This is a genomic window from Flavobacterium sp. TMP13, from assembly GCF_050847115.1.
Lineage (GTDB): Bacteria > Bacteroidota > Bacteroidia > Flavobacteriales > Flavobacteriaceae > Flavobacterium.
In genome coordinates, this window is sequence record NZ_CP193656.1 from 2,384,120 (window position 1) to 2,405,316 (window position 21,197).

A 21,197-nucleotide genomic window follows, 5' to 3' on the forward strand; every position below is an offset into this window, starting at 1 on the left:
ATTCAGAAGTTATTGGGACGAAACATGAACTAAGCTGATAGATAATAGTTCACTTTTATTTTTGTCATTGCGATTGTCTTTTGAAATTCTAATAATTAATAAGTATACCAAATGAATAAAGTAGTATTAATTACGGGAGCTTCTTCGGGAATTGGTAAATCAATTGGTGAGTTTTTGCATCATAAAGGTTTTGTAGTTTATGGAACCAGCAGAAACCCTGAGAAAGTATTAAACTCCATTTTTCCGTTGGTTGCTTTAGATGTGCGCGATCGCAATTCGATTGTTGCTGCCGTTGCACAAGTAATCGAAAATTCAGGTAGATTAGATATTGTAATTAATAATGCAGGAGTTGGAATTACAGGTCCTTTGGAAGAAATTCCAACCGAAGAGATTCGGAATCATTTTGAGACTAATTTTTATGGTCCGATTGAAGTAATTAAAGCAGTTTTACCACAAATGCGTGCTCAAAAATCAGGTTTAATAATTAACATTACCTCGATTGCTGCTTATATGGGGTTGCCATATCGCAGTATTTATTCGGCGTCTAAAGGTGCTTTGGAACTCGTTACTGAAGCTTTGCGAATGGAAGTAAAACCCTTTGGAATTGAAGTGACGAATGTAGCACCAGGTGATTTTGCAACTAATATTGCTGCAGGTCGCTTTCATGCGCCAGTTATAAAAGGTTCTCCTTATGAAAAAGTGTACGGTGAAACATTGGCAGAAATGAATACACATGTGGATTCGGGCAGTAATCCAAATGAAATGGCTGAAGGTATTTATAAAATTATCAATACTAAAAAACCGAACGTACATTATAAAATTGGGGCTTTTATGCAAAAGTTTTCTATTGTTTTAAAAAGAGCATTACCGGATAAAATGTATGAGAAAATGTTGATGAATCATTATAAATTGTAATTTTGCAGCGATTTTGCGTGAGGGATAGTAGGAAACTACCGAAGTAGTACGGATAGCCCGACCGTATTTAGAAAAGGCGCGCCATATACATTTGCTACATTGCGCCTTTTGTAAATGGGGTCACGCCCCAATTAAGAACACAATTAAATATATAGATATGAAATTTTTTATTGACACGGCTAATTTAGCGCAGATTAAAGAAGCACAAGCTTTGGGTGTTTTGGATGGTGTAACTACAAATCCGTCGTTGATGGCTAAAGAGGGAATTACTGGAAAAAATAGCATTTTGAAGCATTATGTGGATATCTGTAATTTGGTCGAAGGTGATGTGAGTGCTGAAGTAAATGCTTTGGATTTTGATGGAATGGTGAAAGAAGGAGAGGAATTGGCTGATTTGCACGAACAAATTGTCGTAAAATTGCCAATGACTAAAGAAGGTATAATGGCTGCCAAATATTTCTCAGACAAAGGAGTGAGAACAAATGTAACTTTGGTATTTTCTGTTGGGCAAGCATTATTGGCTGCTAAAGCGGGTGCAACTTATGTTTCTCCATTTATTGGTCGTTTAGATGATGTTTCTACAGATGGTTTGAACTTGATTCAAGAAATTAGAGAAGTATACGATAACTACGGTTACGAAACTCAGATTTTGGCTGCTTCTGTACGTCATACGATGCACATTGTAAATTGCGCAAAAATTGGTGCTGATGTTATGACTGGTCCTCTTTCTGCAATTTATGGTTTGTTAAAACATCCATTAACAGATATCGGATTGGCACAATTTATTGCTGATTTTGAAAAAGGAAATAAATAAGATTTTAGATTTTATCTAAATTTAAAAAACCTCAAGTAAGATTGAGGTTTTTTTATGTTTTAAAGTCAAATTCTATAAGGGCGTTTTTTTGCGATATTTGAATCTTAGGTCGATTAAAAATTTTATACGCGATTCTCAGCGATGTGGAGAAAGCAAAAAAAAAGTCCCGTTTTTAGATAAACGGGACTTTTTATAATTTTTTTGACTGTATTAGTGTCCTACGGTTTCAGCTTCAACGTGACTTACACCTTGACTTTTTAATATTTTAGGGCAATAGAAGCCATAAAAAGCTAAGTAAGCAAAACCAAGAAGAGGTACAATATAAGAGAAGTGTGTATACGTAATACCTAATATTCCTTCTGGATTTGTTAAATCTAAATCACAAATAACTCCTTGTACCAATGGAATAACTCCACCTCCAAGAATCATCATAATTAGGAAAGAAGATGCTTTTCCCGTATTTTTTCCTAATCCAGCAATAGCTAAATCGAAAATAGCTGGCCACATGATTGAACAGAATAAACCACCTGATATAAAGAAAAATTTCGCAATTGATGGATCTGGACAAACTAAACCTGCAAACATCATAGTTAAACCTGATATTCCAAAAAGCATTAGTGTTTTACCTGCGTTTTTACCACCTACGAAACTCACACCAATAAATAATAAAATCCAAAGTGGGTAAATATAAAAAGCGGAAACATCATGACCGGCAAAAATATTAGCTCCGATAATTACACCGAATGCCAAAGCTGGTACAATAAATTTAAGAGCTGTATTAATTAAATTGGAAGTATTGAAAACATTTACTCCACCATTCCAACGACCGATCATTAAACTTCCCCAATACAGGGCAATAAACGGAGAAATAGAGTCTTCTAATATATTTCCGAATTCATTTGTATGTAATAAAGCGGGTAAATTACTAATGATTGTCACCTCTGTACCGACATAAATAAAGATGGCTAACATTCCTAAATATAACTGTGGATAATCGAAAACACTGAATTTTTCATGTGTTACTTCAATTTTAGAAACTTCAATTTTAGGTGGGTTTTCGATTTTAGAAAAGTTCATAAAAATAGCCACAACGATAAAAGCAATTCCTAAAATAATGAAAGGCAATTTGATGTCTTCTAATGAAAGTGTTGTGGTTTTATTATCTCCCATTCCAAACAATGCAATTCCTAATAAAATCGCTCCAACTGTTGTTCCAAAGGAGTTTATACCTCCTGCTAAAGTCAATCTGTGTGCTCCTGTTGAAGGGCTACCCATCTTAATGGCTAATGGATTGGCTACAATTTGTTGTATCGAAAATCCTAATCCAACGATAAAAAGAGCAGTTAAAAAGAAACCAAAACTTTCCATTGTAGCAGCGGGAACGAATAAAAATGAACCAAATGCAGACACAAGTAATCCTGCAGAAAGTGTCTTTTTGTAACCAAATTTTTGTAGAACGTCTACTTTAACTGAAACTAAAAAGAAAATGATTGAACCCACAAAATAAGCCGCATAAAAAGCCCAAGCTACTAATTGTGACTGAACTTGTGACAGTGTAAAAACTTTTTTGAAGACTGGAATCAGGATGTCATTGGCAGAACCAACAAAACCCCAAAAGAAAAAGACAATTATTAAAGAAATAAATTGCCCCCATTTGGTCTGAACATTTTCTGAATTCATAGTGTAATTAGGTTAAATTGTAATTTTAAATAGTTTTTTGTAGGCCGTAAATATATTTGTTAACGGTCTCAAAAAAAAATTAAAAGGCATAAATAATGTTAAATTTAAACCAACGACACGATTTTTTCAACAATGTGTTATTTTTTAAGATATTAGAAAAAATAAATCTTAGTCCAAAATTTTACTTTTAACCTCTTTACTGTAATTTCGGCCAATTGGCAGGGTATAAGTGAGAATTTGAATGCGGTTTCCTTCTATAGATTTCACTTTGTCCGTAGCTATAAGATAAGATTTGTGAATGCGCATGAAACGATCGACAGGCAATTCGTCTGAGAGTGCTGTTAAAGACTTATGTGTAATGTAAGTTTTGTCTTTGGTAATGACCTTTATGTATTCTTTCATTCCTTCTACAAATAAAATTTCGTCGATATTCACCTTGATCATTTTTTTATCCACTTTGATAAAAATGTGAGGTTCAGCGCGGCGATTCTCAACTTTTATGTTGTTTTTTAAATTATACTCTACTGTAATTTTATTAATACATTTTATAAAACGAGGTAATGGAATAGGTTTTACTAAATAGTCTAAGACTTCCAAATCGTAACTTTCTGCCGCAAATTCTCTAAAAGCTGTTGTAATAATGACTTTTGTTTTATTTTCTAATAAGCTAATAAGTTCAAAACCAGTCATCATAGGCATGTTGATGTCCAAGAATACGGCATCAACTGCATTTGAATTAATAAAATCGAGAGCTTCTAGGGCGTTGTTAAAAGTGCCGATAACTTCGAAGTCAGCAAAATTATTAAAGTAGGTCTGTAAAACCTTGATAGCTAATGGTTCATCGTCTACCAGGACGCACTTAATTTTCATTATAGATAGGTATTTGCACGCGTATTATAAAAAAATTAAACTTTATTTGATGTTCTAAAGTGTAATTGTCTCTAAATAAAAGGCGTAATCTTTTCTTAGTATTTTTTAAGCCAATTCCTTTTTTTGCCTTTTCAGTATGTGAAATTACAAAATTATTAATGATTTCAAAATCAAGTAAATTGTCTGCTGTAATTTTGCAATTTATTTTAATAATCAAATTTTCATTTTTTATACCACCATGTTTAAAAGCATTCTCTATTAGAGAAATATACACTAGCGGCGGCACCATAACTTCATCTATATCAGATTCTACATTGAAATAAACATCTACATTATTAAAACGTAATTTTTCTATTTCGATATAATTCTGAATATAGTCAATTTCTTTGATAAGTGGAACAAATTTGGTGTTTTCTATATCATATAGAACGTATTCCATTAGTTTCGAAAGTTTTAAAATTACATCTGGAACTTTTTTAGAAGATTCTAATGATAAGGCGTATAAGTTATTAAGCGTGTTAAAAAAGAAATGTGGCTGTATCTGATTTTTAAGGTATTTTAATTTTATTTTCAGTTGATTTTCTCTCAATTCTCTATTGCGTTCTCGTTCCCTTAACCAAGTCAAGGTGAGGTATACGGAAGAAGCCATCGCTAAAACATACAATTCTCCAATGCAAACTGCCACAATGTGATTGATTTCAAACGGATGGTATTCGATGTTAGCTTCTGGCCAAATGTCTTCTGATATTAAATAGTAAGTAAGTGCAGTTTTTAGTAAGTAAACAGCAAACAAGCTAACTAGCAACCATACTGTATATTGTGCGTATTTTGATTTTAATACATATTTTGGGACAAGAATTAATAGATTAAAATAAACAAGCGGAACGTGTAGTGAAAATTCTATCAAATTTGACTTGAAAGAATAGTGATAATCATTAAAGTAAGCTCCCCAACGCAAAAAATTAAGTAAAAAATAAACGCCCCAAAACCACAGGTGATTCTGAACCTTAATATCAAATTTCATTTCTTTTATTTTTCTCAATCTACTCTTTTAAAAAAATTAATATTGCTTTTGCAACTGCAACAATAATGAATTTGAATCATTTTATAAACGTTTTTTTTAATTTAATGCATTTAAAATTAGTTTGAATTTTTTTATCTATATTTTCCTACGCTTACAGGTCGAATAATGATGTTGGTAGTTGTTTTTATGTCGTTTGTTTCGTTACTAAGGCTCTTAAGTTGAATCATCTGATTGATAGAATACCCAATAGTGGGTTATTTTTATTTGGGTATTTGTGCTAATTTTCATTATTTTATAATAAAAGGTTCTTCAGTAATAAATCATATTACAATTGAAAGCTGAACTTTCCTAAGACATGATTTATATTAGGCTTTTAGAATGCACCACCCTTTTAGTGACTATTTTGTAGTAATTGTATTGTATGAATAGTACAGATCTAGCAACATTTGACATAAATAGTTAAAGGATATCAAAAACTTGTAATTTCCTGTAGGTTGAGCATGTGCAACTACTGCTTTCAATTTTATTTTGAAAATATGGAGTTAATTATTTTTTATGCTTTTCGATTAATTAATAACTATTATTTCCTCTTTCCATAAAAAAACTCACAAATACTGCTGTAAATTTAGACTTGAAAACGTTTTCGTAAAGCGCATTATTGAATGATTGATGTCGTTCGTTGAAAAAGTATGGTAGTTTGTATAATTTATTTTTTTTAAGAATACGTTAACAATAAATTTACACCATAACTAACAAATAATTAAAAAATGAAAAAAATTTTCTTAATCTTTATGATTATTTTTACTACGCAACTTTCATTTGCACAAGTAAAAAATGTCAAAGGTGTGGTAAAGGATTCTGATGGAATGCCGTTACCAGGGGCATCTATTGCAGTTCAAGGTAGTGCTAAGGGTACTTCTACCGATTTTGATGGTACATTTGCTATCGAAGTTGCTAAAGGTCAATCTTTAGTTTTTTCTTATGTAGGTTTGGAAACTCAAACTATTACGGTAGGAGAATCTGCTACAATTAATGTTTTATTACAACAAGGTTCTTCTAACGTTCTTACAACTGTTGTTGTGACTTCATTAGGTATTAAAAAACAAAAGAAAGCTCTTACTTATTCTACACAAGAATTAAAAGGTGAAGAGCTGACTCGTGTAAAAGATGCGAATATTGTTAATACAGTTGCTGGTAAGATAGCAGGTGTAGCTATTACAAAAAGTTCATCTGGTACGGGTGGATCTACAAAAGTTGTTATACGTGGTAACTCTTCGTTTACAAATAACCAACCGTTATATGTAATTGATGGTATTCCTTTGTATAATGGTGGAGCAGCTCAGCCAAATGAAAGTTTTGGAAGTAAAGATGGTGGTAATCGCGACGGTGGAGATGTTGTATCTTTAATCAATCCTGATGATTATGATGGAATGACAATTCTTAAAGGTGCTGCAGCTTCTGTATTATACGGTAGTCAAGGTGCTAATGGGGTTATATTGTTAAGTTCTAAAAAAGCTAAAGCTGGAACTGAAACATTTAATGTAAACTCGGTTACAAATTTTGAATCTGCTGCATATTTGCCAGAATTTCAAACAGATTATACTTCAGCTCCTGATGATTTGTTTACTTGGGGCGCAAAACAAAAAGTTGAGGATAACGTTAAAGATTTTTTTAACACAGGTGTTACTCAGATTACATCTATGTCTTTTTCAAAAGCAACTGAAGGTGCTTCAACAAGTTTGACATATGCAAATACTGATGCTTCTGGTATTATACCTGGTAATCATTTAAAGAAAAACAATTTTGGTGTACGCCAAACTGCAAAATTCTTTGAAGATAAATTAAATGTTGCCGTTTCTGGGAATTATACAACTCAGAATATAGACAACAGACCAATTAATGGTTTTTATTTCAATCCTGTAAATAATGTTTATTTACATCCAAGAGGAGTGAGTTTGAATGAATTGAAAAATTATGAGCAGTTTGATGCTGATAGAAATATGATGGTTCAGGATTACAAGGGACTAAAAATTGGTGATAGTGATGAAAATCCATATTGGATAATTAATAGACAAAAGTCTGTTGATACTAATAATTTCTTTAATGGATCTATTGCTTTAGATTATAAATTGAATAGTTGGTTTAACTTAACTTCTCGTTACAGTTATAATAGAAGTGAAGACAACTATCAAAAAAGAATGCACGCTACTACAACTACTTCACTTGCACAAGAGAATGGTAGATATATTAATTCATCATTAACTGGAATACAAAATTACGCAGATTTAATTGGTTTAATTGATGCTGATTTATCTGATAAAATTTCATTTACAGGTGCCTTTGGAACAAGTATTAATAACTCTCAGCAATTGGGTGTTAATTTGGATTCAGGAATTGGTGGAGGTTTGTTTTACTCAAATGTCTTTACTGTAGGTAACTTTAAATCTAACAATGGGAATTTTGAAACAGGTGGAGAAAGAGAGGTTCAGTCTGTTTTTGGTACAACAACTTTTGGACTAAATAACTATTTATTTTTAGACATTGCTGCTAGAAATGACTGGTCTTCTACTTTAGTTAACACTGAAAATTCAAGCTTCTTTTATCCTTCAGTAGGTTTGACAGCTGTTTTAAGTGATATGGTTAAAATGCCTGATTTTATTAATTTCGGTAAAATTCGTGGTACTTATGCTCAGGTTGGTAATGATATTAACGGATTTATTACATCTCCAACATCTACAATTGTGGCTGGTTCTATTGTTAATCCGCCAGTAGGTCCAAAGCCTGGAACTACTTTGAAGCCAGAGTTGAAATCAGAGTTTGAAGTTGGTACAGAATGGAGAATGTTTAATAATAGGTTAGGGTTTGAATTATCATATTATGATTCAGAAACAAAGAATCAATATTTACAAGTTCCAGCACCATCAACAAATAAATTTGGATATACTAATTATGCTATTAATGCTGGTAGTATTTCTAATAAAGGTATCGAGTTAGTTTTATTTGCAGATATAATTAAATCAGAAAAGTTTAATTGGGAAACTAAAGTAAACTACTCTAGCAATAAAAGTATGGTAAATAGTATTCCTGCTGAGAATTTAGGAGGAAAAATCATTCTTACTCCAGAGGGTTCAACTAATTACCGTTATTCACTTACTGAAGGAAGACCTTTTGGAGTGATTGAAGGAAAAAGAATGAATAGAGATGATCAAGGAAGGATAATTATTGATGATAAAGGAAAAGTCACAAAAGAAGTGGATTTTGTTGAAGTTGGTAACGCGAATCCTGACTTTATGTTAGGTTGGTCAAACACATTTAGAATAGGAAGTTTTTCAGCTAACGTACTTTTAGATGGTCGTTTCGGAGGAGAAGTTCTTAGTTTGACTCAAGCTATCATGGATAAAAAAGGTGTTTCTAAGGTTACTGGTGATGCTAGAAATAATGGTGATATGGCAATTAATGGTGTTAGTTCTGTTGATGGAACGGCAATAACTTCAATTACTGCTTATGATTATTATGATTCAGTTGGTGGTAGACAAGGTGCAACTGCTGAATATGTTTACGATGCAACTAATATCAGTGTAAGAGAAATTTCGATAGGGTACACATTTAATAAGCAAACTTTACCGTTTGTAAATTCTTTAAGTGTTTCGTTAATTGCAAGAAATTTATTCTTTATTTACAAAGACGCTCCATTCGATCCGAACGTAGCATTGAGTACTGGAGAAGGTTTACAAGGTGTTGAAATTTTTGGAATGCCATCGACAAGAAGTGTCGGTCTTAATTTAAACTTAACTTTCTAATTTACAAATTATGATAATAAATAAAATAAAAAGAACAGCGTTTTGTTTCTCTTTACTTGCGGCAGTTAGTTGTACTGACAATTTTAATGAGGTTAATACAAATAAAGTTGGAGCATCAGATGATCAACTAGCTCAGGATTATAATACTATTAAAGCTCCATTTAAGCCTGCTTTCAATAGATTATTCATAAGCGATGTTACTTGGATGTATCAGATTCAACAAAGTTTGCAAGCAGATGGATGGTCTGGTTACATGACTACACCTAATGCTTTTGGAGGAATAAGTAACCACAACTACTTATTAAATCCAGGATGGAATGGTTATGCTTGGGATGATGCATATACTGCAATTATTGCAAATATGTATAAGGTTGAGCAACTTTCAAAAGGTAAGTACGATAATTTCTATGCTTGGTCTCTTATTATTAAGGGTGCAACTTTGCAACGTATGACCGATATGTACGGACCAGCAGTAATGTCTTCATTTGGAACTGAAGGTGATGCCTTATATGATTCTCAAAAAGACATTTATACGCAGATTTTTAAAGATTTAGATTTTGCAGTTAATGACTTAGAATCTAGAATTGCAGCAGATGAAGCATCGACTTTCGTAGATACAGATTTGTCATCATACAAAGGTAGCTACGCATTATGGGTTAAGTATGCTAATTCATTGAGATTGAGAATGGCAGTACGTATTTCTAAGGTTGATCCAGCAATGGCAAAGTTAGAGGCGGAGAAATCAGTTAATAATTCTATTGGTGTTTTCACTACTAATGGTGATGTACTAAAAATTAAATCACCTGTTGATTTAAATGTAATTGACGTGATGAGTCATGCGTGGGGTGGTTTATTTATGGGTGCAGACATGGAGTCGATTTTAGGTGGATACGATGACCCTCGTATGGCATATTACTGGAATACATCAGCAATTGCGCCTGGAAAATACAAAGGTGTAAGAACAGGTATAGTTTATCCTACTGCACAAACTTACGGAAAGTTCTCACAGACAGGTGCTCGTACTAAAACTGGCGAAGTTACGTGGATGACTACTGCAGAAGTTTACTTCTTAAGAGCAGAAGGTGCTTTGCGTGGTTGGAATATGGGTGGTACAGCAAAAGATTTTTACGAGTCTGGTATTAGAGCATCATTTGATCAAAATGGTTTAGCTGGTGCAGATGGATACATCTTAGATAACGTGAAAATTGCTAAAGACTATGTGGATTTAGTAAATTCAGAAAACAATGCTCCTTCAGTAAATAATATAACTGTAGCATGGAACGAGGCAGCTTCTAACGAAGTTAAGTTACAAAAGATTATTACGCAAAAATGGATTGCTACTTATCCTGATGGTCAAGAAGCATGGTCTGAATACAGAAGAACTGGGTATCCTAAATTGTTTAGAATCACAAATAATCAAAGTGATGGTCTAATTAGTACTGAGTTTGGAGTAAGACGTTTACCATTTGCTGCATCTGAGATTGCTAATAACCCTAAAGGAGTAGAATCTGGTAAAGCTGCGTTAGGTGGTCCTGATAATGGAGCAACTAGATTGTGGTGGGATGCTGATAAAGCAAACTTCTAAAGTTTAATTACAATAAGAAATATATGGTGTGAGTAACGCATGTTACTTGCACCATTTATTAAAACAGAAAGATCTTTATAGTTATATATAAAAAACATACAATGAAAAGTGCTTTAGAAATCAAATCTGACATTAGCTATAAAAGTGCTGGTAAATTTGAAGAAACTCGTTTTGAGAAAATTCATAACGAAATATTCAAAAATTCAGTAGAAGCTTCAAAGGTAGTTGCGCAAGAAATTGCTCAATTAATTAGATTCAAACAAGAAAACAATCAATCTTGTGTACTTGGTTTAGCAACTGGTTCTTCTCCTGTGAAGGTGTACGAAGAATTAGTTAGAATGCACAGAGAAGAAGGTCTAAGCTTTAGCAATGTTATCACTTTTAATTTGGATGAATATTATCCAATGTCAAGAGAAAGCAATAAAAGTTACTTTCATTTTATGCATGAACATTTGTTCAATCACATTGATATTAAACCTGAAAATATCAATATTCCTGATGGAACCGTAACCATTGATGAAATAAACCAATATTGCATCGATTACGAAATGAATATTAAAAATGCAGGTGGATTAGATTTTCAATTATTAGGAATTGGACGCACCGGTCACGTTGGTTTCAATGAGCCAGGTTCACATATCAATTCTGGAACACGCATTATTACCTTAGATCATATCACTAGAATTGATGCTTCATCAGATTTTAATGGTATCGATAACGTTCCTAAAAGAGCGATTACAATGGGAGTATCTACAATTCTACGTTCAAAAAGAATTGTACTGATGGCTTGGGGACAAAACAAAGCTGATATTATAAAGAGAACAATTCAAGGAGAAATTAGTTCTATCATACCAGCAACATTTTTACAGAATCATTGCAATGCTACTTTTGTTTTAGATCAATCGGCTGCATCTGAATTAACGCGTTTTAAAACGCCTTGGTTAGTTGGAGAGTGCATATGGACTCAAGAATTAAAAAGTAAAGCAATTGTTTGGTTGTGTCAAAAAACAAAACAATCTATTTTAAAATTAACAGACCGTGATTACAACAATAACGGAATGTCTGATTTACTGGCGCAAGAAGGTTCTGCTTACGACATGAATATTAACATGTTCAATGTTTTACAGCATACTATAACTGGATGGCCAGGTGGTAAACCAAATACGGATGACTCATTTCGACCAGAAAGAGCCAATCCAGCCATAAAAAGAATTATTCTTTTTAGTCCACATCCTGATGATGATGTGATCTCTATGGGAGGGACTTTTTCAAAATTGATAAAACAAGGTCACGATATACATGTGGTATATCAAACCTCTGGAAATATAGCCGTTACAGATGACGAAGCACTTAAGTTCGCTGAAGTTTGTAGTGATTTTATATGTACTGACGGTACTGATATTAATTTCAAAGAAGTAATTGCATTTTTAAACAATAAGTCTGAAAATCAAATTGATTCCCTTGAAGTTAGAAAATTAAAAGGATTAATACGAAGAAGAGAATCTTACGCGGCAGTACGATACATTGGTTTAAAAGATGAAAATGTACACTTTTTAGATTTGCCATTTTATGAAACGGGTCAAGTTAAAAAGAATCCATTAGGACAAATTGACGTTGAAATTGTTAAAGACATCATTAGTAAAATTAAACCGCATCAGGTTTTTGCCGCTGGAGATTTAGCAGATCCACATGGAACTCATGAAGTTTGTTTGAATGCTATTTTTGCCGCAATGGGCGCTTTAAAATCGCAATTATTTATGAATGATTGTTGGTTGTGGTTGTACCGAGGAGCATGGCATGAATGGGATATTCATGAAATCGATATGGCTGTTCCATTAAGTCCATCAGAAGTTCTACTTAAGCGTCACGCTATTTTATACCATCAATCACAAAAAGATAGGGTAATGTTTCAAGGAAATGACTCTAGAGAATTTTGGGTTAGAGCAGAGGACAGAAACAAAAATACTGCTATTCTTTATGATGATCTAGGTTTGGCCGAATACGAAGCTATAGAAGCTTTTAAACGCTTTGATTATTAAATTATAATCTCATAATGTCAGATTAATAAATTCGGATGGATTTTGCGAAAGTGAGGTTCAAATAGAATCACTCTGAATTTTTTAAAAATATTTACTGTAACTATCAGTGCTGATAGTTTTCAATTCCAATTAAAATGAAATATATTTTTGCTCTACTTTTCGTTGGTGTAATGGTTACTGCTCAAGTTAAAAAAGAGGAGTTAAACGTAATGCCTTGGCCTCAGAACATCTCTTTAAACGAAGGTAATTTTTCTTTAAATAAAGATTTTAAAATAAATATTACTGGTGCTCCAAACAGTAGAGTTTATGGCGCAGCGACCAGATTTTTGCGTAGATTAGATGGTAGAACAGGCTTGTTTTTCACACAAGGTTTTATTACAAAATTAAACCAAGAACCAACAGCGCAATTGCAAATTAATTGTACTAAAAGTGGTAAAATTGGTTTGTACGAAGATGAAAGTTATCATTTAGACATTGAATCTGAGAAAATTACAATTAATGCTACGAGTGATTTGGGAGCCATTCATGCTTTGGAGACTTTATTGCAATTGATGCAAAATAATGCGACTAGTTTTTATTTTCCTAATAGTACAATTTCGGATTTTCCGAGGTTTGCTTGGAGAGGTTTAATGCTAGATGTTTCAAGACACTTTCAACCAATTGATGTTGTAAAAAGAAATATTGATGCTATGGCAGCGGTTAAGATGAATGTTTTTCATTGGCATTTAGTAGATGATCAAGGATGGAGAATTGAAATGAAAAAACATCCAAAATTAACCGAAGTAGCTTCTGATGGATTGTTTTATACACAAGAAGAAATTAAAGGAATTGTAAAATATGCAGATGAGCGCGGTATTTTAGTAGTACCCGAAATTGATGTGCCAGGGCACGGTACTGCGATTTTAACAGCATATCCAGAAGTTGGAAGTAAAGTAATTTCTGTTGCTGGAGGAACTGTTGAGAAGAACGCACAAGCAAGCGGTTTTCAAACGTATACTTTAGAGCGTAATGCAGGTATTTTTTCGCCAACTTTAGATCCGACAAATCCCAAAACGTATCAATTATTGAGTGAAATTTTTGATGAAGTTTGCCCTTTGTTTCCAGGTGACTATTTTCACATTGGTGGCGATGAAAATGAAGGTAAAGATTGGGATGCAAATGCTAAAATTCAAGCATTTAAAAAGAAAAATAAGTTAGAAACCAACCATGATTTGCAAACTTATTTTACAATGAAATTGGTTCCGATGCTTAAAAAACATGGCAAGCAATTAATGGGTTGGGAAGAAATCATGACCAAAGACATGTCTAAAGATGCTATTATTCATTCTTGGAGAGGTGCACATGAAGGCATGCAACCAGGCGAATCCTTAGTTAAGGCAGCAAAAAACGGTTACAAAACTGTGTTGTCGAATGGATTTTATATTGATTTATTACTTAGCGTTGATACGCATTATTTAAATGATCCAATGCCTAAAAACGCTAATTTTTCAGATGTTGAAAAAGCTAGAATATTAGGAGGAGAAGCCACTATGTGGACAGAATTAGCCTCACCTGCAACTATTGATTCGAGAATATGGCCAAGAACTGTTGCAATTGCAGAACGTTTATGGTCTGCTGAAGACATTACAGATTTAGAAAGCATGCACAAGCGATTAGCGAAAGTGTCTGTACAATTAGAAGAATTAGGAATTACGCATTTGAAAAATAAGGAAGTTTTGCTGAGAAATATAAGCAACAATCAAAACTTCGAAGCTTTAAGAGCGTTTGCGAATGTTTGCGAACCTTTAAAAGGATATACTCGAAATAAAGGTGGAACAGAATATCAAATGTATTCTCCACTAACTCTTTTTGCTGATCTATGTGTTCCAGATGCTCCAGATGCTAGGGCTTTTGCAAAAGTAGTTGATGCGTACTTACTTAAAAAAGATAAGGATAATAAAGCGATAGTTATTGGATTTTTAAATAAATGGATAGTCTTAAATAATCAACTGAACAATTTGGCTGCTAATGCGCCACTAGTTCAGCCTCTTTTGCCACTAGTGCAGAATTTAAGTGATGCCTCAAAGCAAATTGTTTTATTGTTGGATGGTAAGAAGGTAGATGGAAAATCGCTATTAGAATTAGTTGAAAAATGCAACACAAAAGAACATGCTGATGTAGAGTTGTCAGTTTATTCAAGTCTTAAAAAATTAATTTAGTTTGTATTAGTAAGTTTTATAGTTAGTTCAAAAGATTAAAAATTAGAGTGGTTAAAATTGAGTTTGGTTATTTATGTTTTAATCTGATTTTTATATTTTGAATGTACATTAGTTTCTTTTTAATTTGTTATTTGGTTTGTTTAAAGAAGCTAATGGTAAGAACCCGATCTTTTGATCGGGTTTTTTGTTTTATATCTTATATAAAAATCTAGCGTATTCGTATAAAATTAGGCTTTAGTAATGTAAATTATTACCGAAATTCTGTAATAATGATAGTGCTGCTTCTAGGTACTTTTGCTGGTAATAATCACAAAAAAAATAAATACAATGAAAAAGAGAAGTTTAGTATTAGCACTTATCGCATTTATCGGAATTTTTGCAATCTCATGCAGTAGCGATGACAATGAAGGGGAAACGCTTGCACCTATTCAAGGAAAATGGTTGGTTTCGCAAACTGGTTTGGTAATTAATGGTAAAGAGGAACTTATCGATGCTTTAGAAAATGTGGAAGGTTGTGACAGAAACTTTATGGATTTAAGAGTAAGTAGTAAGGTAGTTGTTGGTAAGTTTAACAAAGTAGGAGGAGAATGTGTTGAATCTACCAGCGAAGGTACTTATAGCAGATCTCATAATGATTTAACCACCACAGTTGACGGAATTTCTATTAAGCGTGATATAGTTAACTTAACTGTTAATGAGCTTAAATTAAAAGATGCCTTAGGTATTATTACGGTATATAAAAGATAAGTAGTAGCTTAAATCATACGTTAATAAAAGAGTTTCATTGAAAAATGAAGCTCTTTTTGTTTTTTATAAAATTTATAAATTATAAAGTAGCGTTTGATTAATCGTCTTGGTAGTAATTAGCGCTTATATGGTTAATTTTTGTACTTTTGCACAAAATTAATTAAATAGAAATTCATGTTAACAGTCAATAATTTATCAGTTCAATTTGGCAAACGAATCTTGTTTGACGAAGTAAATACCACTTTCACACACGGTAATATTTATGGAGTTATTGGAGCCAATGGAGCTGGAAAATCTACTTTCTTAAAAATTATTTCAGGCGAAATGGACCCTACTGCTGGGCACGTTCATTTGGAACCAGGTAAACGTATGTCGGTTTTAAATCAAAACCACAATATGTTTGATGAACATACTGTTTTGGAAACCGTTTTAATGGGGAACAAAGTTTTGTATGCCGTTAAAAAAGAAATGGATGAACTTTATTTAGACTATAATGATAAAAATGCAGACCGAATAGGAGAGCTGCAGGTGCAGTTTGAAGAAATGAACGGTTGGAATGCCGACTCTGATGCAGCATCAATGCTATCTAATTTAGGAATAAGCGAAGAACACCATTACACTTTAATGGGTGATCTAGAAGGAAAAATTAAAGTACGTGTACTTTTGGCACAAGCTCTTTTTGGAAATCCAGATTTGCTTATTATGGATGAGCCTACTAACGACTTGGATTTTGAAACCATCGCTTGGTTAGAGAACTTCTTAGCAAATTATGAAAACACTGTTATTGTAGTATCGCACGACCGTCACTTTCTTGATGCAGTTTGTACACACATTTCAGATATTGATTTTTCTAAAATTAATCATTATTCAGGAAATTACACCTTCTGGTATGAGTCTAGCCAATTAGCGGCAAAGCAACGTGCACAACAAAATAAGAAAGCAGAAGAAAAAAAGCAGGAGTTAGAAGAATTTATTCGTCGTTTTAGTGCCAACGTTGCCAAGTCTAAACAAGCAACTTCACGTAAAAAAATGATTTCGAAGTTGAATATTTCTGAAATCAAGCCTTCGAGCCGCCGCTATCCTGCAATTATTTTTGATCAAGAGCGTGAGGCGGGAGATCAAATTTTAAATATCCAACAACTAAGCGCTTCTGTGGAAGGAGATGTTTTGTTTAAAGGAATTGATTTGAATATGGCGAAAGGAGATAAAATTGTACTTTTCTCTAAAGATTCACGCGCTACAACTGCTTTTTATGAAATTTTAAACGGAAAGCAACAAGCAGATGGAGGAACCTACGACTGGGGGATAACAACTAATCAAGCGTATTTACCTGCTGAAAATCACGAATATTTTGAAAATGATTTAAGTTTGGTAGACTGGTTGCGTCAATGGACAAAAACAGAAGAAGAACGTGATGAAGTGCACATTCGTGGATTTCTAGGAAAAATGATTTTCTCGGGAGAAGAAGCATTAAAAACAAGTAGAGTTTTGTCGGGAGGAGAAAAAGTACGTTGTATGTTGTCTCGTATGATGATGGAGCGCGCTAATATTTTAATGTTAGACGAACCAACCAATCACTTGGACTTAGAGTCGATTACAGCCTTTAACAACTCGCTTAAAAACTTTAAAGGTTCGATAATATTTACCACTCATGACCACGAGTTTGCACAAACTGTTGGTAATAGAGTAGTAGAGCTAACACCAAATGGAGTGATTGATCGTTATATGACGTTTGATGACTATCTAGATGACGAAAAAGTACAAGAATTAAGAAAGAAGATGTATTCTTAATTTTAATAGCGTTATAAAATTAAAAAACTCCCATACTGTTTATAGTACGGGAGTTTTTTTTGGAATTAAAAAGTACGTATTTTATTTTTTACCTCCAAAAAGTTTGCTGAATGCAAAAATGATAACAGCTATAATTGCAATCACTATAAATATACCTACACCCATTCCGGCTTTAAAAATTCCACCAATAACTTCACAACTCGTAAATGAAAAAAGTATTATGCTTAATACTAAAATTCTGTTTATTATGTTTTTCATAATTTAAATATTTATTATTTTTTAATGGTATTATGCTAAATACAGAAGATAATTTGAGTAAAAGATCAATTTACATACTGTATTTTGCAAGTTTTGATTACGTTTATTTTTTTCAAAATTAAGAGATTACTTCGTTTTCAATTTATAGAATTAACAGAAGTTTTTGCATCATTTCAATTTAGATCAATTGTCATTTACAAAAACTCGTAGGTATTTTACATAAGGTAAGTAACAAAATTAATAAGAGAGTAAATGCACTTTGTATCAAATTATCTTATCTGCCTTTGATGCTCAAATCAATTAAGACTTTGCACGCTTCAGTTTGACTATTTGCCGAAAAACCAGCCACAAAAACTCCTTTTTTACCGGATGATGATTTAATTCCGTAAACTACGGCTTCATCACCAGGGTCTGAATTTCCTTCGTAACGATAAATGTGAACAATTTCGAATTTCTCCGGATTTTTTACAATAATGGCCTCGTTTACATTGTAGTCAAACGTAAATCCCTTTTCATGTAATTGATCTAGGGCTTTAGCGACCGTGCTGTAGTGGTACATTTTTACCATGATTCAAGATTTAAAAGTTGAACTTTAAATATAGACAATTTATGCGTAAAAGGTTTCAGAAAACTACTGGTAAAGTAAAATGAGATTAATTAGGATATGACTACAATAAAAAACTAAATTTGCACCCGCAGACCGCCTTATCGCCGCCCGCCTTGGCGGGGGGAGGAAAGTCCGGACACCACAGAGAAGCATAGCGGGTAACACCCGTCGGTTCTGAGCAATCAGAATCAGGACAAGTGCAACAGAAAGTATGTACAGGTAATGCTGTAGTGAAAACAGGTAAACTCTATGCGGTGAAATACCAAGTATATCAGCATTTAAGAGCGTCTCGTTCGTTGTTGAAGGGTAGGTAGCTCGAGTCCCGTAGTAATACGTGATCTAGATAAATGATAAGGTATTGTTACTTGTAACAAGAACAGAATCCGGCTTACAGGTCTGCATTTTTTTAATTTTCTCCTTCACCTTTAGAAATTAAGATTCGTCCTTAGTAGTTCTAACCAGACTAATACCAGCAGAAAAGAAAACGATTCCAAGTATTCCATAAATTACCAGCGTCTTAATATCTCTAGTCTCTCCACCTGTACCTGCAAATATGACAGCAGTATAAATCAATCCACCGATTCCTAAAATGGTAAGTAATGCTCCGAAAAATCTTTTTAAATTCATGATGTTTGTTTTATAATTATACCCAAATTTAGGACCGAGCGCTGCAATTATTATTATATAATTTTTTATGTTAGTTATAATATTGAAGGTTGCAACTACTAATCGAATAATAAAGATGTAAGTTTTTACTTTGATTATCTTATTAAGTACTACTTTTGTTTTGTTTTAAAAAAAAATAAATCAAAATGTCAAAAAAATACTTTCTTTTAATTGCATCATTATTACTATTTACGGGAGTTCAAGCGCAAGAGGAAGCAGTAGTGACTGTTGCTAAAAGTCAATTTAAAATTAATGTATTATTACCGGGTTTTGTTTATGAACATGCTTTCTCTGATAAAAACACGCTTTACTCTGAACTTACTTCAGGATTTGGTTATAGGTCCAGTGATTTTAACAATGAGTCAACCTTTTACTTTATGCCCTTTATTCAAGAACAGTTTCGACATTATTATAACTTAGAGAAAAGAGCAGCTAAAGGCAAAAAAACTGCTTTTAATTCTGGAAATTTCATGGCAGTAACTGCTATTTACAACTTTCAATCGATCTCTACTAATAAAAACTTTGGAGAATATGTACCATCATTGACCATTGCGCCAGTGTGGGGTTTTCAACGGACTTATAGACGAAAATTTAATCTAGATTTAAACTTTGGAGCTGGAGTAAATTTTGATCGGTATAATACAGATTTATCAATTGTTGCAAATTTTAGTTTGGGTTGGGTTATCGGGAAATAATTAATTATCTATTAGTGATTTTATCGTATTAGAATTTGTACTGAAAGTGAGCTCTAAACAGTTTGTACTTTTAATAATTTCAAATGCAATTGATGTTGCCTGCATTTCTTTTAACGTGGACATTTATACTTTTGTCGGTATAAAATAATTGATTAAAAAGAATTTTTCTTTTAGTAAATGTTGTTCCTTTATACATAAAACTAATTCTACATGTCTAAAAACACTAAAAGTAAATGGGTAACCGTTGTAGCACTACCCATTCTATTGCTTTTTTCTCAATTCTCATTTGCGCAGAACGACGATAACGATTCAAGAGAGTGTCCAGTTAAAGATTTGCCAGAGCTGTTTAAAAAGAAAGATTCTTTAGCAGTAATTAAACCCACAAAAGACAATTTCTTACTCATCTTGCCGGTAGTTTTCGTTCAGCCAGCCAATGGTTTGATTTATGGAGCTATAACACAATATACTTTTAAAGGTAAATTGCCCGAAGATAAATATTCGACTGCCTATTTAATGGCAACCTATACTACCAAAAAACAAATATTGATTGATGTAAAAAGTAACTTGCTACTCAATCACAACAAATTGTATTTGGGTGGTGATTGGCGTTATTATAAATTTTCACAAGATAATTACGGACTAGGAGCAGATATTATTCCGCCACCCAAAACCGATTTCGAAATCGAGTCCATTGCGCAACCCATGAAATATGATTTTATTAAATTTCATCAAACTGCATCCGCTCTCGTAGCAGATAATTTATACGTGGGCGGCGGCGTTCACTATGATGGTTACATGAACATTGTGGACGAACCTTTGTATCTGGCCAATAATGAAACAACTTATCACAATGACTACAACACCTTGCATGGTTTTCGTACCGACAAATATGCTGTAAAAGGAATCAGTGCCAATTTAGTTTATGATTCGCGCGACAACTTAGTCAATCCTAATCACGGCTTATTTGCTAACGTAAATTACAGAACCAATTTGCCCGTCGAAAAAAATGGAGCAGCTAGCATGGTTCTGTTTACCGAGCTCAAATATTATATTCCGTTGAGCAAAACAAACGATCAGCACGTGTTAGCTTTCTGGAGTTACGGTCAGTTTTTAACCAAAGGAAATTTACCTTATTTAAATTTACCAGCCGTAGGATTTGACCAGCAAAGTAGAGGCGGGCGAGGGTACACACAAGGACTGTTGCGCGGACAAGATTTGGTTTATTTTGAAACTGAATATCGTTTTCCTATTTTGTGCAACCAATTGTTGAGTGGAACCGTATTTGGTAATTTTACCTCAACCAGCGACCGAGACAGAAACATTCAGGTTTTAGAGTACATACAACCGGCCTTTGGCGTTGGACTTCGACTTTTAATAGACAAGAAAACCAAGACAAATGTGGTGGCTTCGTACGCAGTAGGAAACCATTCCAAAAGCTTTTATGTCAACACAGGCGAAAGCTTTTAGTATTTAACGGCCATCGGATAATTGATTTTAAGATTTAATTT

The 21,197-nt window shown here is 33.2% G+C and carries 16 protein-coding genes and 1 other RNA gene; 11 read left to right on the forward strand and 6 right to left on the reverse strand.

Annotation, left to right across the window (positions count from 1 at the left end; all coding sequences use genetic code 11):
- Window positions 1–111: 111 nt before the first annotated feature.
- Both ACRASX_RS10330 and fsa read left to right on the forward strand, forming a co-directional pair.
- Window positions 112–915, forward strand: a complete 804-nt coding sequence (locus ACRASX_RS10330; RefSeq protein WP_432221161.1) for an SDR family oxidoreductase — start codon at window positions 112–114, stop codon at window positions 913–915.
- A 157-nt stretch (window positions 916–1,072) separates the two neighbouring features.
- Window positions 1,073–1,729: a fructose-6-phosphate aldolase gene (gene fsa, locus ACRASX_RS10335; protein WP_432221162.1), complete on the forward strand. Its 657-nt coding sequence runs from the start codon at window positions 1,073–1,075 to the stop codon at window positions 1,727–1,729.
- Between the two features lie 210 nt (window positions 1,730–1,939).
- On the opposite strand, the gene ACRASX_RS10340 is transcribed toward fsa, so the two are convergent.
- The 3 genes from ACRASX_RS10340 to ACRASX_RS10350 all read right to left on the reverse strand — a co-directional run bounded on the left by ACRASX_RS10340 (window position 1,940) and on the right by ACRASX_RS10350 (window position 5,321).
- On the reverse strand, window positions 1,940–3,409 hold the full coding sequence (locus ACRASX_RS10340; RefSeq protein WP_066308633.1) for an MFS transporter: 1,470 nt from the start codon (window positions 3,407–3,409) through the stop codon (window positions 1,940–1,942).
- 168 nt (window positions 3,410–3,577) lie between these two features.
- Complete coding sequence (locus ACRASX_RS10345; protein ID WP_066308632.1) at window positions 3,578–4,279, reverse strand: LytR/AlgR family response regulator transcription factor; 702 nt, start codon at window positions 4,277–4,279, stop codon at window positions 3,578–3,580.
- Window positions 4,269–5,321, reverse strand: a complete 1,053-nt coding sequence (locus ACRASX_RS10350; RefSeq protein ID WP_432221163.1) for a sensor histidine kinase — start codon at window positions 5,319–5,321, stop codon at window positions 4,269–4,271. The genes ACRASX_RS10345 and ACRASX_RS10350 overlap by 11 nt, the downstream gene beginning before the upstream one ends.
- Window positions 5,322–6,094: 773 nt before the next feature.
- Here ACRASX_RS10350 and ACRASX_RS10355 point away from each other — a divergent pair.
- From ACRASX_RS10355 to ACRASX_RS10380, 6 genes are all read left to right on the forward strand, one after another.
- Window positions 6,095–9,103 carry a SusC/RagA family TonB-linked outer membrane protein gene (locus ACRASX_RS10355; RefSeq protein ID WP_432221164.1) on the forward strand — a complete coding sequence of 1,003 codons (3,009 nt, stop codon included), beginning with the start codon at window positions 6,095–6,097 and terminating at the stop codon, window positions 9,101–9,103.
- 10 nt (window positions 9,104–9,113) lie between these two features.
- Window positions 9,114–10,688 carry a RagB/SusD family nutrient uptake outer membrane protein gene (locus ACRASX_RS10360; protein ID WP_432221165.1) on the forward strand — a complete coding sequence of 525 codons (1,575 nt, stop codon included), beginning with the start codon at window positions 9,114–9,116 and terminating at the stop codon, window positions 10,686–10,688.
- Between the two features lie 101 nt (window positions 10,689–10,789).
- On the forward strand, window positions 10,790–12,727 hold the full coding sequence (nagB, locus tag ACRASX_RS10365; protein WP_432221166.1) for a glucosamine-6-phosphate deaminase: 1,938 nt from the start codon (window positions 10,790–10,792) through the stop codon (window positions 12,725–12,727).
- A 134-nt stretch (window positions 12,728–12,861) separates the two neighbouring features.
- Window positions 12,862–14,925, forward strand: coding sequence for a beta-N-acetylhexosaminidase (locus tag ACRASX_RS10370; RefSeq protein ID WP_432221167.1), 2,064 nt, complete (start codon window positions 12,862–12,864; stop codon window positions 14,923–14,925).
- Window positions 14,926–15,252: 327 nt separating this feature from the next.
- Complete coding sequence (locus ACRASX_RS10375; RefSeq protein WP_432221168.1) at window positions 15,253–15,672, forward strand: lipocalin family protein; 420 nt, start codon at window positions 15,253–15,255, stop codon at window positions 15,670–15,672.
- Between the two features lie 174 nt (window positions 15,673–15,846).
- Window positions 15,847–17,463 carry an ABC-F family ATP-binding cassette domain-containing protein gene (locus ACRASX_RS10380; RefSeq protein WP_066308613.1) on the forward strand — a complete coding sequence of 539 codons (1,617 nt, stop codon included), beginning with the start codon at window positions 15,847–15,849 and terminating at the stop codon, window positions 17,461–17,463.
- A gap of 81 nt (window positions 17,464–17,544) precedes the next feature.
- On the opposite strand, the gene ACRASX_RS10385 is transcribed toward ACRASX_RS10380, so the two are convergent.
- Together ACRASX_RS10385 and ACRASX_RS10390 are read right to left on the reverse strand one after the other, a co-directional pair.
- Window positions 17,545–17,721 carry a hypothetical protein gene (locus ACRASX_RS10385; protein ID WP_197413388.1) on the reverse strand — a complete coding sequence of 59 codons (177 nt, stop codon included), beginning with the start codon at window positions 17,719–17,721 and terminating at the stop codon, window positions 17,545–17,547.
- A gap of 274 nt (window positions 17,722–17,995) precedes the next feature.
- Window positions 17,996–18,289 (reverse strand): hypothetical protein, encoded by a 294-nt coding sequence (locus tag ACRASX_RS10390; protein WP_066308610.1) that lies wholly within the window; start codon window positions 18,287–18,289, stop codon window positions 17,996–17,998.
- Window positions 18,290–18,413: 124 nt separating this feature from the next.
- Here ACRASX_RS10390 and rnpB point away from each other — a divergent pair.
- Window positions 18,414–18,735: RNase P RNA component class A (rnpB, locus tag ACRASX_RS10395), an RNA gene on the forward strand.
- 25 nt (window positions 18,736–18,760) lie between these two features.
- On the opposite strand, the gene ACRASX_RS10400 is transcribed toward rnpB, so the two are convergent.
- Window positions 18,761–18,955 carry a hypothetical protein gene (locus tag ACRASX_RS10400; RefSeq protein WP_066308607.1) on the reverse strand — a complete coding sequence of 65 codons (195 nt, stop codon included), beginning with the start codon at window positions 18,953–18,955 and terminating at the stop codon, window positions 18,761–18,763.
- 185 nt (window positions 18,956–19,140) lie between these two features.
- Between ACRASX_RS10400 and ACRASX_RS10405 the strand changes: the two genes are divergently transcribed.
- Entirely contained in the window at window positions 19,141–19,689 is a 549-nt protein-coding gene (locus tag ACRASX_RS10405) for a hypothetical protein (RefSeq protein WP_432221169.1), read from the forward strand.
- Window positions 19,690–19,899: 210 nt separating this feature from the next.
- The gene (locus tag ACRASX_RS10410) at window positions 19,900–21,156 is read left to right on the forward strand and encodes a BamA/TamA family outer membrane protein (protein WP_432221170.1); all 1,257 of its coding nucleotides are present in this window, start codon (window positions 19,900–19,902) and stop codon (window positions 21,154–21,156) included.
- Window positions 21,157–21,197 lie beyond the last annotated feature (41 nt).